At 35.1% G+C, this 15,430-nt stretch carries 14 protein-coding genes; 9 read left to right on the forward strand and 5 right to left on the reverse strand.

Going from position 1 to position 15,430, the window contains the following annotated elements; all coding sequences use genetic code 11:
- Positions 1-260 precede the first annotated feature (260 nt).
- A complete protein-coding gene (locus MT391_RS00800) occupies positions 261-1,211 on the reverse strand; it encodes a DMT family transporter (protein ID WP_205963013.1) in 951 nt (316 codons plus the stop codon).
- A gap of 854 nt (positions 1,212-2,065) precedes the next feature.
- Between MT391_RS00800 and MT391_RS00805 the strand changes: the two genes are divergently transcribed.
- The 3 genes from MT391_RS00805 (at position 2,066) to MT391_RS00815 (ending at position 5,210) form a co-directional block, all read left to right on the forward strand.
- Positions 2,066-3,049 carry a TRAP transporter substrate-binding protein gene (locus MT391_RS00805; RefSeq protein ID WP_299662176.1) on the forward strand — a complete coding sequence of 328 codons (984 nt, stop codon included), beginning with the start codon at positions 2,066-2,068 and terminating at the stop codon, positions 3,047-3,049.
- 290 nt (positions 3,050-3,339) lie between these two features.
- Positions 3,340-4,638 carry a TRAP transporter large permease gene (locus MT391_RS00810; protein WP_499496621.1) on the forward strand — a complete coding sequence of 433 codons (1,299 nt, stop codon included), beginning with the start codon at positions 3,340-3,342 and terminating at the stop codon, positions 4,636-4,638.
- A complete protein-coding gene (locus tag MT391_RS00815) occupies positions 4,638-5,210 on the forward strand; it encodes a TRAP transporter small permease (protein WP_299662173.1) in 573 nt (190 codons plus the stop codon). Before MT391_RS00810 ends, MT391_RS00815 begins: the two co-directional genes overlap by 1 nt.
- A gap of 282 nt (positions 5,211-5,492) precedes the next feature.
- Here the strand turns inward: MT391_RS00815 and MT391_RS00820 are convergent, their stop codons facing one another.
- Entirely contained in the window at positions 5,493-5,894 is a 402-nt protein-coding gene (locus tag MT391_RS00820; RefSeq protein WP_499496622.1) for a hypothetical protein, read from the reverse strand.
- A 461-nt stretch (positions 5,895-6,355) separates the two neighbouring features.
- On the opposite strand from MT391_RS00820, the gene MT391_RS00825 reads away from it, so the two are divergent.
- Positions 6,356-6,832, forward strand: a complete 477-nt coding sequence (locus MT391_RS00825) for a hypothetical protein (protein ID WP_499496623.1) — start codon at positions 6,356-6,358, stop codon at positions 6,830-6,832.
- Between the two features lie 138 nt (positions 6,833-6,970).
- Positions 6,971-7,249 (forward strand): hypothetical protein, encoded by a 279-nt coding sequence (locus MT391_RS00830; RefSeq protein ID WP_499496624.1) that lies wholly within the window; start codon positions 6,971-6,973, stop codon positions 7,247-7,249.
- Positions 7,250-7,784: 535 nt separating this feature from the next.
- Here the strand turns inward: MT391_RS00830 and MT391_RS00835 are convergent.
- The 3 genes from MT391_RS00835 to MT391_RS00845 all read right to left on the reverse strand — a co-directional run bounded on the left by MT391_RS00835 (position 7,785) and on the right by MT391_RS00845 (position 9,690).
- Positions 7,785-7,976, reverse strand: a complete 192-nt coding sequence (locus MT391_RS00835; RefSeq protein ID WP_499496625.1) for a hypothetical protein — start codon at positions 7,974-7,976, stop codon at positions 7,785-7,787.
- A gap of 428 nt (positions 7,977-8,404) precedes the next feature.
- The gene (locus MT391_RS00840) at positions 8,405-9,049 is read right to left on the reverse strand and encodes a pyrimidine 5'-nucleotidase (RefSeq protein ID WP_166371400.1); all 645 of its coding nucleotides are present in this window, start codon (positions 9,047-9,049) and stop codon (positions 8,405-8,407) included.
- A gap of 422 nt (positions 9,050-9,471) precedes the next feature.
- Positions 9,472-9,690 (reverse strand): alternative ribosome-rescue factor A, encoded by a 219-nt coding sequence (locus MT391_RS00845; RefSeq protein ID WP_166371401.1) that lies wholly within the window; start codon positions 9,688-9,690, stop codon positions 9,472-9,474.
- Between the two features lie 670 nt (positions 9,691-10,360).
- Here MT391_RS00845 and MT391_RS00850 point away from each other — a divergent pair.
- The 4 genes from MT391_RS00850 to MT391_RS00865 all read left to right on the forward strand — a co-directional run bounded on the left by MT391_RS00850 (position 10,361) and on the right by MT391_RS00865 (position 15,186).
- A complete protein-coding gene (locus MT391_RS00850) occupies positions 10,361-11,842 on the forward strand; it encodes a carboxypeptidase M32 (RefSeq protein ID WP_499496626.1) in 1,482 nt (493 codons plus the stop codon).
- 279 nt (positions 11,843-12,121) lie between these two features.
- Positions 12,122-12,574 carry a FecR family protein gene (locus tag MT391_RS00855; RefSeq protein WP_499439624.1) on the forward strand — a complete coding sequence of 151 codons (453 nt, stop codon included), beginning with the start codon at positions 12,122-12,124 and terminating at the stop codon, positions 12,572-12,574.
- A 4-nt stretch (positions 12,575-12,578) separates the two neighbouring features.
- Positions 12,579-13,166, forward strand: coding sequence for an OmpA family protein (locus MT391_RS00860; protein ID WP_499439623.1), 588 nt, complete (start codon positions 12,579-12,581; stop codon positions 13,164-13,166).
- A gap of 13 nt (positions 13,167-13,179) precedes the next feature.
- A complete protein-coding gene (locus MT391_RS00865) occupies positions 13,180-15,186 on the forward strand; it encodes a CHASE2 domain-containing protein (RefSeq protein WP_499496627.1) in 2,007 nt (668 codons plus the stop codon).
- Positions 15,187-15,430: the final 244 nt, after the last annotated feature.

Consider the following 15,430-nt stretch of genomic DNA (forward strand, 5'->3'; position numbering starts at 1 on the left):
ATATAATCTATTACTTGGATTCAAGGATAGATAAGATTGGTTCAGTTCAATATCGTTATCAAAGGTTTAGATGAGATGACTAATGGCTTATATACAAAATGATGGTGTTTATTACAGTCTCTTTAACTATATTATTTGACAATAAAATGAGAAGCGGTTTATTTTTAAAGTTTATATTTTTAGTTTACTGCCGTTTTTAGATAGCAGTGCATTTAGATAACGGTTTATTCAGAGAGCTATTTTTTAATATTTCGTATCTATTAACTTCTGTTTACTTTAATCATCTTAGTTTTGTTCTGTGACTGTAAAAAAAGACAGGTAATAACTAGCACTATTCCAAACCATCCAACCAAAGAAATCGACTCTCCAACAATCAGAACAGCTAACAGAGCGGCCACAACGGGTTCAAACAATGTTAATAACGTTGCCTTACTGGCGTGAACGTAACGCAAACCAAAACCAAAGGCTAGATACCCTATAAACATTGGTATAACGGCCATATAACAAACCACCATAATATTGGTCATATTTGAAAATAAATGTTCCCCGGTAAATAATAAAGAAGGGAGTAATATTAAGGCACTAAGAGCAAATAAACTGCCCATTGCAGATTCAGACTGAATCCCTTTTTCAATCATAGATCTGGCTACCCAAGAATATACAGCATAGGTAACCCCAGCGAGAATCCCAAGTAAAACACCTGTGATTTTAACTGAATTCGATCCATCTTGTAGAGAGCCAGCATCCTCGGAGTAGGTTAGTAAAATGATGCCTATTAAACCAATGACAACACTTAAAAACCAACGTTTATCAAGTGTGGGGGTTTTGCTAAAAAGACGTTCAAGTAGCGCTGTTGCAAAGGGTGCTGAACCAATCGATACAACGGTTCCGATCGCCACACCAGCAAATTGCATCGAACTATAAAATGCAAGCGGATAAGTCGCGACAGCTAGAGCGCCAATTATTAATTCTTTTTTCAGGAAAGTTAATTTTCCTGCATCACTGAGCAGTTTCTTTCTCGCCATCGTCGCAAGTAACACTCCACCTATACCCATAGCAAAAGCACCTACTGCTAAAGAACTTAATTGAGATGCAAAACTAGCGACGGTACCTGTTGTTCCCCAGAGCAACGCTGCGAATAAAATAGCTGTTTGGCCTTTGGCTGCATTATTGTTTGATAATCGAAATCTTGAGATTGTATTCACTGGCATTTTATAACTCGTTCGTTAATAGCGTAGATAGGATAGCTTATATAAATAAAACAAAATGCTTACGTTGCACAAAAGACGCATAACTTGTTTAAGAGAGCGCACTTAGAATACTAGCCTGACGCTGAGAGAAGGCTAAAATATTAGCGTAGTAATAACAAGGAGGATTCGTCTTGAACTACGCAAAACTAACGATACTTTATAGCCAAAAAATTAATTAATAAAATAACTTTCTCGATAATTGCTATAAGCAAAAATACTTAAATTATTTTTCTTAGGAAACCGAACTGTTGTTTATTAATTGAGCCAGTTGAGTCATTAAATCAACTTAAACAAACGCTATATATTGACCTTATTTTATTATTGCAATGTCAATTTTTGATACATGTGTATTAATATTTAAGTTCAAAATGAGACATAACAGCATGCATTATAGGCGATATTTTTGTTATGTTATTGTAATACAAAAAGTGATTTTGAATTGAACTTTGTAAACACAATATTAAATTGTTGGCTCATCGTTAATTTAATCAATGCGCTTTTGTAGACTTCAACAATATATTACCTTTTAAGTTTTAGATGCTCGGCAGATTTATACATGGAAGTATATTTGAAGTGTTTTACCTAGTTCCAGTAAAAATGTTCAAGGTGAATGTTTTCCATTAAAAAACATTCAAAACAAGAAAACTTAAGCCAAAACAGTTAATCATTTGTTCAGTCGTGCAACGCAAATTAATAGATAACCTAGAGACATACTTTTTATATGAAAAGGGGTCTGACTTGGTCATTTATTTTAAGCCGTACAATTGAATGCCTGATAATTGAAATGGATTTTTATAATATATTAGGAGTTAACTATGCGTTCTAGTTTTAAAAAGAAGTTAGTATCAGCTTTGTGTCTTGTTTGGGCATCTTCAGCGTATTCAGCTGTAGAGTTCAAGCTTGGCCACTTCGGTTCTGAAAATCATCCTTCACACATTGCCGCGATGCAATTTGCTAAGCAAGTTGAGGATCGAACAAAAGGCGAAGTAACCGTTGAGCTTTATCCTAATAATGCATTAGGCAGCCCACCAGAAGTATTAGAGCAAGTAGTCATGGGAGTTGTTGATATGAGCCTGTCTGGGCAAGATCAATTAGCTAAACATGTACCATTGTTCGACACCGTAAGTATTCCTTTTTCTCTTAGTAACTCTGCTCATGCAGACCGTGTTTTAGATGGACCATTTAAAGAGTGGGCGGCACCAGAACTTGAAAAAGTAGGGCTTGTTTACTTATCTAGTTGGGATTGGGGCTTCCGCCAGTTGACTAACTCTGTTCGTCCTATTTTGACTCCTGCAGATGTTAAAGGGCTAAAAATTCGTACTCCACCTGCAATGACTTATCAAGCTGCAATGCAAGCAATTGGCGCAAATGTTCAAACTATTTCGTTTAGTGAACTTGTGATGGCAATGCGTCAAGGTGTTGTTGATGGACAAGAAAATCCCATTGGTGTTATTTACAATTTGAAACTGTATGAATCACAAAAATTTATTTCAATTATTAATTACTTGTACAGTTCAATGGTTCACGTTGTTTCTCAAGACGCTTGGGACCGTTTAACTGAGGAGCAGCAAGTTATTGTTCGTGAAGAGTCAGATTCAGCTCGTTTGTTAATGCGTAAATTAATGCGCGCTGAAGAGTTGAAACAAATTGAAGATATGCGTGCTAAAGGCATTGTAATTGACGAGCCTGATCTTGCACCTTTCCAAGCAATGATGGGACCTGCCTATGAGCAAATTAAAAAGAAAGTGGGTGCAGCTAATTTTGATAAATGGATTGAAATGACGAAGTCTGTTAAATAGGTCAGTTAGTTTAAAATCAGTCTGTTAAATAATCCAATGTTTAGATGTACTAACCTCTTTGATTTCGTCTTTTAAAGGCGAAATCTTTCTTTTTACAACAATTGAATTAATAATGCGGCCGAAGATAGAGTAGAATTTTGATTCGCTAAGAATCTGTCATATTCGCGGATTATTAGGATTTGAGAAAATTTATTACTCGGCTCTTAATTACAATGTGTTGAGTACAATACATTGTCATGGGCTTTGACCTAAAAGCATTAACTTTTATTCAGTTGTTTTATTGATAGGTAATGACAGGTATGTTGACCTTAGCGATATTCGGCGTTCTTATTTTCCTCCTCTTAATTAATGTGACAGTTGTTGTTGCAATTGGCCTAACATCAGTAGCTTTTTTTGTTGGCCTTGGTGATGCACGTTTACTCGCGATGCTTCCACATCGTATGTATTACGGAACAACTGGTTTTACACTACTGGCTATTCCATTTTTCATTTTAGCGGGGAATTTAATGAATACGGGCGGGATCACCGATCGTATATTCCGTTTTGCGCAATCAATGGTGGGGCATATTGCAGGAGGTATTGGTCAAGTTAATATCGTTGCGAGTGTTATTTTTTCAGGTATGTCTGGTTCTGCAGTTGCAGATGCGGCTGGACTTGGACAGATAGAACACAAAGCGATGGTTGACCAAGGTTATGATCCTGCTGACTCAGCAACTCTGGTTGCAGCTTCTTCCGTTATAGGGCCTGTTATACCTCCTAGTATTCCTTTTGTTTTATATGGATCCATTACTAGCGTATCTGTAGCTCGTTTATTCTTGGCGGGTTTTATTCCAGGCCTGTTGATGGCGATCGGCATGATGATTGCGTTGGGTATTTTAGCTAAACGCAGAAATTATCCTCGCGCCGAACATAAGGCTCCTTTTAAAGAACGCCTTGCTTCATTCAATGGTGCCTTTTGGCCTTTGATGGCACCTGTCATCATTGTTGGTGGGATTATGAGTGGTTTTTTTACGCCGACAGAAGCTTCAGTTGTTGTATGTGTTTATGCTGCTTTACTTGGTTTTTATTATAAAGATTTAAAACTAAAAGCAATACCAGGGATCGTTTATAAATCAATTACTCAATCGGTTAGCCTGTTATTTATTATTTCATCGGCAAATTTTTTCGGATGGTTAATTATCCATCAAAAAATTCCAGATAGTGTCATAGAAACACTAGTTGGTTACGGTGCAACGCAGTCAATTGTAATGTGGATTGTTATCGGTGTTGTATTAACCATGGGGCTATTTTTGGAAGGAAATGCGATCTTCTTGATCACGCTTCCATTGTTTATGCCGATAGCAACAATGTTTGATATAGACCTAGTTAACTTCGGTGTTGTAATGGTCTTATTGATCATGATTGGGAATTTAACGCCACCTGTGGGAATGTGTTTATTTGCCGTGGATAGCTTCGCAAAAGTAGGGATGCCTGCGTTAGCTAAACGGGTGTGGCCATATTTATTAATGATATTTTTAATTACAGTATTAATTGCATTTGTACCAAGTATTTCGCTGTTTTTACCTAATCTTATCATGGGAGAAATGTAATGATTAACTTAATAAAAACAGTTGATATCTGGGTTCAACGCATTCTTCGCTATATTGCGATGACTATGTTTACGGTACTCGCTGTTTTGTTGATTGCTAATATAGGGTTACGTTTGATCAACGATTTTGTTCAGTTTTTAATTGAGCATGGGATGGAAGGAGTCGCCAACGTAATTCAAAGTATAGTTACGATTAACTCTTTTTATTGGTTTGATGAAGTGATCGAGTTAAGTTTTGCTGCACTGGTATTTTATGGTGCTGCCGCACTGTGGTGTGCAAAACTGCACTTTTCTGTGGGTGATTGGATAAGTCCTAGAATCAAAAATGTTCGCTTGAAACACTTCTATACCTTATTGATCTTGTTAATTTCTGCCACTTTTATGGCAATATTGTTTTGGTATTCCCTGAAATTAACTTTAAAAACAAATCAAGTAACCACAGCATTTCAGATAAAGCAGTGGATACTTTATTCGTGTATACCAATTTCTTCAGCAATTATGCTCACTTACTCAATCGCTGACGTTATTATTGCCGCTAAAAGGTGGGTAAAAGGAACGGTTGAAGAAGCATAACTGTTTGTATCGCTATTTATGAATTAGTTCTGTATATGTAGAAAATGGCCTCGATTGTGTTTGAGCTATGCCAATTGTAACGAGAATTTAAGTAACAATTTAAGTAACAATTTAAGTAACAATTTAAGCAATAATTTAAACAGCAATTGAAGCCATTTTTCATAAAAGCATCTTATAAACAACAAATTAGTCTATAGCTAGCACTTTTGGGTGTCCTAATAGAACACTCTAAATACAACAACTACTTGTTCCACATTCACTTTCCATCACCGTTTATCTTGTTTATTTCTCGTTAACAATTACATCAACTTTATCACGGTAGTTTTCTTCATTAAGCGGGTACTTATTACCAAAATAGAGAGTGGTTTGTCCTTTTTTATGTGCTGTTAGCTTACAAACTTCACCGCCAAATATAATCCCCGGTTCCCGAAATGGAACTAAACTTCTAGATGCTTCACAACTTATACTGGCAACGTCTGGAGAAGACGACATTATCCAAGGGTAATATCCCCACCTGCCTGGAAATCCATCACCAATTGCTAGTACTTCTTTAACATCGCCCTGGTGTAACTTTATAACCCAAATGCCATTATCATTTTCAACTAAGTCTGTATAACTGTGTCTTTCTCCTGCACAGCCTTGCAGTAAAAAGGAGATAACAAATACGTAAATTAACTGTTTCATAAACTATCCTTGTTATGTTTTGATTATATTAAGAATGATTTAATACAAAAAGCTTAGCCTGATATTACATACTGCCAAGCAGTAAGTGTGTTACATGGCTCTAATCTAAACAGATTAAATCGATATTTATCAGATGGAATAAGTTGGGCCTAACTGAATTCAATTTTATAGTTAACCACACACATTATTAACCACAAACAGTATTAACTTTAAATGTCACTCAGTTAAAATATTATTTATCACTTTTAATATTCGCGTCATTTTTCAAATATCAGTCTAAAATGACAATCTTCATATTCTCTACAAATTTTCTGCACATTTTATCTTTATAGTTTAGTTATTCAAACCAAGTGGCATTCAAAGCAGAGTCAGCATATGGAATACATGAACAACACATAAGGGTAATACCACAACAATTCAAATTGTTAGAGTTTTTGTGCTTTATAAGCTAGGAGAATAATATGAAAAATAAAATAATGGGATTACTAAGTGCATTATTTGCTTTTAACTTTGCAGTCGCAGCGCCTGTTGTCGCAAACGAACAACGCAATGATAGTAAAAATCATAAAGGACAAAATATTCAAAGAATTGAACATAAACGAGAACAGGTTAATAATGTAATTTATCGTGGCGGTCACCAAAATATTAACCACCATCTCAACAACAGTAATTATAAAAAACCGCATCACAACAATAACCAGCAGCATGCAAAACTAAAGACGCAACATAAACCAGTCGTCAGCTTTATTGAAATTAATACAAGCTATATACCATTGTTGTCTATTATTGTTTCAAAGAATAATATTATTAAACGTCAAAATCATAGTGTTCAGCACCATAAAAACAGACATAAACAACAAAAAATTAACCAACATAAGAGAAAACAGGATGCCCATTACGGATCTGTCAATTATATATCATTTGACCTGCGCAGATAGTTGGTTATTATCAAGTTTTAATTACCTTTACGCTCAATGAGCATTAAAAGTTATTGATCATTAAAGCGCATTACAAATGTGAATAGAAAAGCTATAAAGTTTACTGTCTGGTTAGTTTTTAACAACGGAGGCTGGTTTATGGAAGAACCTAATAAGTACAATAGGGCAGTTATATTAAGTATTTTATTATTAGTGATTGGTGAAGCTTTATTTTATATAGGCGTAAATTTCACATTACCTGATAGTACTGCACGTTACGCGTACGTTGCTTCCGGAATATTAACTGTACCCTTATCTTTATTCTGGGCTGTTTTTGCTTTTATCAATGCGAAAACTAAGAACACTAAACGCTTATCATTGATCGCAATAGCTTTGTCTGGAACGATTCTATTGATTGGTTTATTGAAAATAATTTAATCTTATTAGAAAAACAATTAAAATATTTTGTCATCAAAGCTAGTAAATTGTGCTTGATATATTTATTAACTACTCTTGATATTGAAGTAAACATCGCTTTATTTAAGACCTGTGTTGATGCTTATTTTACAAACTACCCTGTGAGTCATCAACTCGAAAATCCTGTAAGAAATTTAACCTCAATTGTTAAAGAATATTAGGGCAACGTTTGATGACTATTTCTACTGCGTTTTCGCTTATTTATGGGAATAACCAAACGTCATAAGCTTAGCCTTGTATATAAAGCCAGCAACTCGTTGCAAAAAAAACTTGAAACTTGAAACATGAACAGCCCCTAATAAAAATGAACAAATCTTAGTTATATTTGTCACAGGGTTAACATAAATCAATGATGGTTATTTATCAGGTTCTAAATACTTCTGCACTTGTCATTGGTGTTACAATGAAAGATCAAAATCCAATTTTATCCATGACCAATACTATAAAACTCTAATATCAATAATAACTAAATAGAGTCATTTATGATGTTAATTACTTAAACAGAAATAGGTATAAAAATTAAAATATCGATAATAGCTTCGCTTGCAACATTAATTTTATTAACAGGATGTACATTAAGAGGCCCTTCAATAACAGTATCTGGCCCAGAAGTTATTGTTGATGATAGCTCAAAGGGGAAAGCTTCGGAGAAGAATAAAGGTTCTTTTTGTCCTCCAGGACAAGCCAAAAAAGGTAATTGCTAATAGATAATCGATTTAAAGATTAAATTCGAAAACGGGGGAGAAAATCTAACCTGTTTTTCTTATTTCCTTATGCCTATCCTTACATTGATATTAAGTCGCGTCTTACACTTAGTCGTTTATTCAATTATAGAAAGTATTTATGCCAAGCATAAAGTATCAAAACTTATGGCACAAATGTTAGCTGAGTCTGTGAATGTTTTTATTTTAAAGTTATTTGAAGTGAAAACCTATTAAATTAGATAATAGTAGAGGGAACTATTGTTAATAGTATGTTTAAGAGCTATTTATACCTCATAAATTAACTGAAAAATCTACTTTTTCACAACTTGATCGCGAAGGCTATACAACAAACAGGTGCAATCTAAAACTAAACGACACTGTCAAATCCCTAACATGTCGCTTAGTGTTGGAGTTATTTTACCAATGATGTAACAAAGCTTGGTAAATCTTCTGTTTTATAACAAGCATCGTGTTTATCAACATCGCTTCTGTTAACTAAAATGGTGCGCATACCTAAGGATTTTGCAGTAGTAATATTTGCAACTTGATCATCGTAAAAGGCTGCTTCATTGGCTTTGAAACCAAAGTGTTTACAAATAGTATTAAATGCATGCGGATCAGGCTTCATTTTATAACCAGTTAGCTCCACACTAAAAATTCCATCGAAACAGTCATACAAATCAATATGTTTTAAAACTCTTGTTGCATAAGATAATGGGGAGTTAGTAAATACATAGCGTGATTTTTTAAAGGCATGTAACGCATCTTTGAGCTTTGTTGCCTTTGCTACTTTATCCAAGTTTACTTGATGCGAGAACTCAGAAAATTTGTTCAGGTCGACTTTAGGGTAATGTAATTGAATTCCACGTATTGTTCCGCCATATTGTTGATAATAAAAATCACATAACGTATTAGACTCTTCAAGAGAAATACCTAACGCATCACTGATAAAATGACGCATTCTAGGTGCGATTTGCTCCAAAATACCGTTTTCAGGAGCATACAAGGTATTATCAAGGTCAAACAGATGGACATCTCGCTCTAATAATGGGGTCAAATTGGTACCTTTTTATTTATCTATAAATGGGGATACTATCACTATTTTTTAAAAGCAAAATGTAGTGCGATTAGCATCGTCGTTACGTGAAATAACCACTGCTGCTTGAGTTTGAAATGCTACAGTAACAAGCTATTTTCTTATGTAGCTGCTTTTAAATGTATTTTTTGATTGTCTTGCTTAGGTTTTCATATGGGTGATAACTAAGTAGATATATACGCAACTTATTAGCGAGTATTTAAATAATGCTGCTCTTATTGGGTCATTAAGAGCAACGCAACTTATTTAGGTAGTAGCTAGGTAGCTATGGTCGTACGTATTTATGTAGCTGTTTAGCTATGTTTAAGATTTAGCTGTTCATGTTACTGAGTTAAAGAATGCTATCAGATAAGAGCGAATGAGTTAATGTAAAAACTCGCAAATTAAGCCGCTATTTGATAACACTCTTTACCAGTATGTTTACCTTTACGGCTAAATGAACCTTTTCCCTTTTTCGCTTTTTCTACTCGCATGCTAAATACTTTACTTGTTACTAACGCACCCATTGCAGAATGATTGATAGTGCCTCGACCTAAGTCTGTTGATTTTTGAGCTGTCACTTTTTCTACAACAACCTTAGTCATTTTATTCTTTTTACCCATGATTTTGTCTCCTATGTAGGTGATCGCAGTCTATCATTGAAAATAAAATTTAATAGCTATTATTAACATTTTTTTAAAGATTGTTTATCTTATTAATTGCCTCTATTTCTTTAATCATTCATGGCGTCCATTAAGTCCTATTTGCTTTCTTGAAGAATAAAACAGCAACACCGTATCACCAAAACCATACCTAAGATCATACCTAAGATCATAGTTAAAATGATAGGTTCATCGAGTAAATACAAGGCTAATATAATCGTAAAAATAGGGCATAGTGCACCTATGATAAGGTTTCGCGTCGTGTCAATCCGGTTAATTATTTCTGACATCATAACGCTCAGGGTGGATTAAACAGACTATCTAGTTTGGCTAGTAACTTAAATAGCTTCAATAACCGCAACAAGTTAAAAAACATAAGTTAAAATATTTATGTTTTTTAACTTGTTTTGTTACATTCCAATAAAGTGTTCACTTAATGCTTTAACGTTGTACCGAGCTTAAAATATGGCTTTTAAACAGGCCGATTTTGGTTTAAGTTTAGGGCTATTGAATACTAGAACATAAGTACTTTATTTTTCATCGTATGCTTTTCAGCTCAATGTAATGGTGAGTTTAAATTCACTATCGTTGCAATACTGCGTCATGTAATAAATAGGAAGCGAATCAGACTATGTCAAACTACGACCAACTTACCGCTCATTATCAAACAATCAATCACTTCAATCATGCACAATCTATGTTGGGTTGGGATGCAGCCGCTAATATGCCATCGGGTGGCAATGATGCGCGCTCTAAAGCCATGGCTGAATTATCTGTGCATGTGCATCGTTTATCGACACAAGCTCAACTTGGAGAGTGGTTTGACAAAGCACAACAAGAATCCTTAAGCACCGAGCAACAATCAAGTTTACGTGAAATGAAGCGTCAATGGCAGCAAGCGACCATCGTGCCAGAAGGCTTAGTACAAGCACAATCTATCGCGGGTTCTAAATGTGAACATGCGTGGCGTTCACAACGACAAGAAAATGACTGGATAGGCTTTGAAAAAAATTGGAAAGAGGTCGTTAAGCTGTCTCGTGAAGAAGCACAAATCCGCGGTGAAGCGTTGGGGTTAACGCCCTACGATGCGATGTTAGATAAGTTCGAACCTGGTACAACAACTGCGTCTCTTGATACTTTATTTTCAGATGTAAAAACATGGTTACCAGCGTTAATTGAAAAAGCCTTACATAAGCAACAATCAGAAACGATTATTATGCCATCAGGCACTTTTTCAGTCGCCAATCAAAAAGCGCTTGGTTTAGAAACCATGAAGTTGTTGAAATTCGATTTCGACCATGGTCGCTTAGATCAAAGTGTGCACCCGTTTTGTGGTGGTGTACCGTCGGATGTTCGTATTACTACGCGCTATGACGAAAAAGACTTTGTGCAAGCTTTGATGGGAATAGTTCACGAAACAGGGCATGCACGTTACGAACAAGGTTTGCCACCTGCATTTTCTGGATTACCCGTTGGCGAAGCTCGCTCGATGGGCGTTCATGAATCACAGTCATTGTTCTTTGAAATGCAGATTGGACGTAGCAAACCCTTTATTTCTCATCTATCTCGCTTATCAGCAGATGCATTTAATGCACATAATGATCCGGTATTTGATGAACAAAACCTTTACAAAATTTATACGCAAGTTAAAAAAGGTTACATTCGCGTAGATGCAGATGAACTTACGTATCCAGCGCATGTGATCATGCGTTATGAAATTGAGCGTGACTTAATCAATGGCGTTATCGAACACACAGATGTACCTGCACTGTGGGATGAAAAAATGAAAGCTAGCCTTGGTTTATCAACTGAAGGTAATTATAAAAATGGCTGTATGCAAGATATTCACTGGACCGATGGCGCATTTGGTTATTTTCCTTCCTACACATTAGGTGCAATGTACGCGGCACAATACAAAGCGACCATGCAACAAACAGTCGGTATAGATGCGGCTATCCAAAGTGGTGACCTAAGTCCAATCTTCAAATGGTTAAGTGATAACATCTGGTCACAAGCCTCCCTTCACACTACCGATCAGTTGATTAAACGTGCAACAGGCGAAACACTCAACGCCGCACACTTTAGAAAACACTTGGAAACTCGCTACCTATAATCTTAGGTAGATTTTGATCTTAAGTAGATAAGCAGATAAATCAAGGCTAGGCAGACTTCTGTCTAGCTTTTCATACTTACCTATAGAAAATATCTATTTAGAGCTAAAAGCTTGTTATTTAAAGTTAATGCAAGAATGATAGTCAAAGCTTTAAACGCGCATAATAACGATAAATATGTGTAATAATAACTTCACATATAGTTAGCAATCTTGTTGTATTATCTAAAACTTCTGTTATCTTAAATTTATCTAATAAACATCATTTTAAAAGGTAATTATATGGTATCTATGATGTTATCTCGTACTATATTAACTTTTTCTTTATTTTCTCTATTTTGTTTTTCAACGTTAGCCAACACTACTTTTATTGGCACAGTAAAAACAGTGCAAGGAAAAGTAATCATTCAAGAAAGCTCAACAAAATTTGATGCTAAATTAAATGATAAAATTTACGAAGGGTATGTAATAGAGACTGAAAAGAACGGTAATATTGGACTTGTGTTCATTGATGGAACTCAACTGTCAATTGGCCCTAGTTCTCAGGTGATTATCAATCGTTATCTCTTTTCACCTAAAGAAAAAAGTTACGCTTTTGATGTCATGCTCAATAATGGTTCGGCTATTTATACATCAGGCAAACTAGGCGCGTTATCTCCAGAGTCAATTAAAGTACAAACACCTGAAGCTACTATTGGTGTTCGCGGAACAAAATTCTTAGTGGAGGTAGATTAACGCTATGGAACTATTTCTAATCATTTCAGTTGTATTTGTAGTGTTGTTGAATATCCCAACAACCACTAAAGTCACTTTATTGCCCGATGAAAAAGAAAACAGCCAAATTACCGTCTTTAATGAGTCAGGTACCCAGGTTGTAGATAAACCCGGGGATGCTGTAGCGGTAGCTTCACAATCGGCTCGTCCTACAGCACCTAAAGCTGTTGACCTTGAAAAAATAACATTACAGCATGCCTCTTTATTTGCAATACAACCCCAAAAATCTGAGACCTTCTTGCTTTATTTTGAAAACAATGGCGCTGATTTACTCAGTGAATCGAAGTTATTAATCGACAAAATTATAGCAACGGCTAATGACCGAAGCTCGCCGATTATCAATATTATTGGTCATTCTGATGCTGCTGGTAGTAGTGAATATAATTTAGCGCTTTCCTTGAAAAGAGCCACTGCTGTAGCAAACTTATTACAATCAGAGAATATCAAAGATGTTGAATACAGAATTGATTCCCATGGAGAAAACGACCCGCTAGTTAAATCAGGAAAAGAGATAGAGCCTAAAAATAGATGCGTTGAAGTAGAAATATGGTAATGGAACTTAAACAATGAAGATATTCTCTTTGTCTTATTTTAAAGAGTTATCAAAATTCTTACCATTATTAATGGGCTTTCTGATTTCTTTTTCATTTGCTTACTATGCAATCACAACCTCTCTCAATGAAAGAACAATCGATTGGAAAGTTTACGATTTATACAATCGTTATTACCCTCAAACAACCGCCGTAAAAAACATTATTATTATTGATGTTGATGATCAAAGTTTAGAAGCTCTAGGGCAGTGGCCATGGCCCCGGTACCGACTAGCTGAAGCATTACGTTTGATCCTTGATGGAAGACCATCTGCTGTCTTAGTTGATATATTACTTGCAGAAAAAGATCGTTCATCATTAGTTAATATCGAGGATTTATTTGCCACTGAGTTTGGCATACAACTCAATTTAAAAGAGATTCCGGAAGCGTTAAAAGATAACGATGTGTACTTTGCAAAGGTTATTAAAAATACTCCTGTAATCCTTCCATCAGTGTTAACACAACATAAAGTTTACAAAGAAGCGCTTTGTTATGACCGTTTCTTTAAACAAGAAAATCATAATCAGCACAACTATTACAAAAAGCTTAATGGCGACAAAAAACTTAACCTGGACAAAGCACAATACCAAGGGATTATTTGTCCATTAAATTCCTTTTCTGAAAATAGTGCTGGGATAGGTTTCATCAATGCAACGATAGACGCAGATGGCTTATTGAGACGTACATCAATTATAAAACAATACAAAGATAAACTATTACCGAGTTTATCTTTGGCGGGGTTAATGGTGCTTTTGGGGGCTGACTTTGAAATTGATCATGATAGCCTAGGCAATGTGGTTAAATTAAATAACTATCAAATTCCCGTTGATAACGAGGGTAATGCGCTGATCAACTTTAGGGGAAAAGGGCGACACTATCAGACTATTCCAATTTTAAAGTTACTCAGCGGGACAATCCCTTCACAATACTTCATGGGCAAAGTTGTTTTATTAGGTGCAACAGCATCAGCCTTGAATGATATTGTTAACACTCATTTAGACCCTGTTTTTCCTAATATCGAATCGCATGCAACGTTAATAGATAATGTGTTAAATAATGATGTTTTGAGAATACCAATTTGGTTTGAACTACTTGAAATGATGATCATCTTTGTATTTGGCACTTTACTTTCCATATTGATTTTTAAAAAAGGTGCCTCATTTTATAACTTTTTCATTATTTCATTACTTAGCTTTTTAATCATTTCACCAGCGATTTTACTGTATAACTTTCAGATATATTTTTCTCCATTCCTATCCGTTGTTAGCTTACTAACCGTTTATATTGTGGTTAGTGCTTTAAAATATTATACAACTGAAAAACATTTAGTATCTGTGCTTAATTCAATTTCTAAAGCAAATCTATCGATTATAGATAGCATGGCAACGGTCGCTGAATTACGAGATTCTGAAACTGGCGGGCATATAATTAGAACAAGATTATATGTTAAAGCCCTTATCGAGCACCTACAAACAAAACAACAATACAAAGATCAAATTAACGATGACTACATTAAATTTTTATGTGCAGCAGCGCCTCTGCATGATATTGGAAAAGTTGGAATTCCAGATCATATTCTACTTAAACCAGGAAAATTAACAGAAGATGAGTTTGTTATTATGCGCACTCACGCTGCATTGGGTGGTGATATCCTAAGGCAAACAATACAAAAAGTGGGTCCTAATCCATACCTAAAAATAGCAATTGAAATTGCAAATTATCATCATGAAAAGTGGGATGGTAAAGGTTACCCGTTAGGGTTGAAAGGTGAAGCGATACCTCTTTCAGCAAGAGTGATGGCAATAGCAGATGTTTTTGATGCGTTAATTAATAAGCGAATATATAAAAAGGCGGTAAGTCTTGATGATACATTTGACTATATTAAACAGGGGGCTGGTACCCACTTTGATCCTAATGTTGTCGAAGCATTTTTTGAAATAAAAAAAGATTTACTTTATATCGCAAAAACTATCGATGATTAATTCAACGTATTTATTGTTCTCGTAGCTTCCATTCACTCTACTCCCATTAACTTAGCTTTTAACTGTCTAAACGTTAGTCAAAAGTTAATACAATTATGTTCAGTTTTTGACCTTTTTCTACATCGCTAATAAAATAAAAAAACTTGATTGCATATTTTTATCTGCTTCAACTTCCCATTTTCCAAACTTCCTGAAACTATTTTTATCACCATATATGCACACGGCTTATTGTTAATGATTCTTA

It is taken from the genome of Vibrio sp. 1-Bac 57 (assembly GCF_037546855.1).
Taxonomy (GTDB): Bacteria; Pseudomonadota; Gammaproteobacteria; order Enterobacterales; family Psychromonadaceae; genus Psychromonas.

What these genes read in the sequence shown, in the direction of transcription:
- MT391_RS00865 (WP_499496627.1), top strand. Translation starts at nt 13,180, where the DNA reads ATGAAGATATTCTCTTTGTCTTATTTTAAAGAGTTATCAAAATTCTTA.
- MT391_RS00800 (WP_205963013.1), bottom strand. Translation starts at nt 1,211, where the DNA reads ATGCCAGTGAATACAATCTCAAGATTTCGATTATCAAACAATAATGCA.
- MT391_RS00820 (WP_499496622.1), bottom strand. Translation starts at nt 5,894, where the DNA reads ATGAAACAGTTAATTTACGTATTTGTTATCTCCTTTTTACTGCAAGGC.
- MT391_RS00810 (WP_499496621.1), top strand. Translation starts at nt 3,340, where the DNA reads ATGACAGGTATGTTGACCTTAGCGATATTCGGCGTTCTTATTTTCCTC.
- MT391_RS00830 (WP_499496624.1), top strand. Translation starts at nt 6,971, where the DNA reads ATGGAAGAACCTAATAAGTACAATAGGGCAGTTATATTAAGTATTTTA.
- MT391_RS00860 (WP_499439623.1), top strand. Translation starts at nt 12,579, where the DNA reads ATGGAACTATTTCTAATCATTTCAGTTGTATTTGTAGTGTTGTTGAAT.
- MT391_RS00815 (WP_299662173.1), top strand. Translation starts at nt 4,638, where the DNA reads ATGATTAACTTAATAAAAACAGTTGATATCTGGGTTCAACGCATTCTT.
- MT391_RS00855 (WP_499439624.1), top strand. Translation starts at nt 12,122, where the DNA reads ATGGTATCTATGATGTTATCTCGTACTATATTAACTTTTTCTTTATTT.
- MT391_RS00850 (WP_499496626.1), top strand. Translation starts at nt 10,361, where the DNA reads ATGTCAAACTACGACCAACTTACCGCTCATTATCAAACAATCAATCAC.
- MT391_RS00825 (WP_499496623.1), top strand. Translation starts at nt 6,356, where the DNA reads ATGAAAAATAAAATAATGGGATTACTAAGTGCATTATTTGCTTTTAAC.
- MT391_RS00805 (WP_299662176.1), top strand. Translation starts at nt 2,066, where the DNA reads ATGCGTTCTAGTTTTAAAAAGAAGTTAGTATCAGCTTTGTGTCTTGTT.
- MT391_RS00845 (WP_166371401.1), bottom strand. Translation starts at nt 9,690, where the DNA reads ATGGGTAAAAAGAATAAAATGACTAAGGTTGTTGTAGAAAAAGTGACA.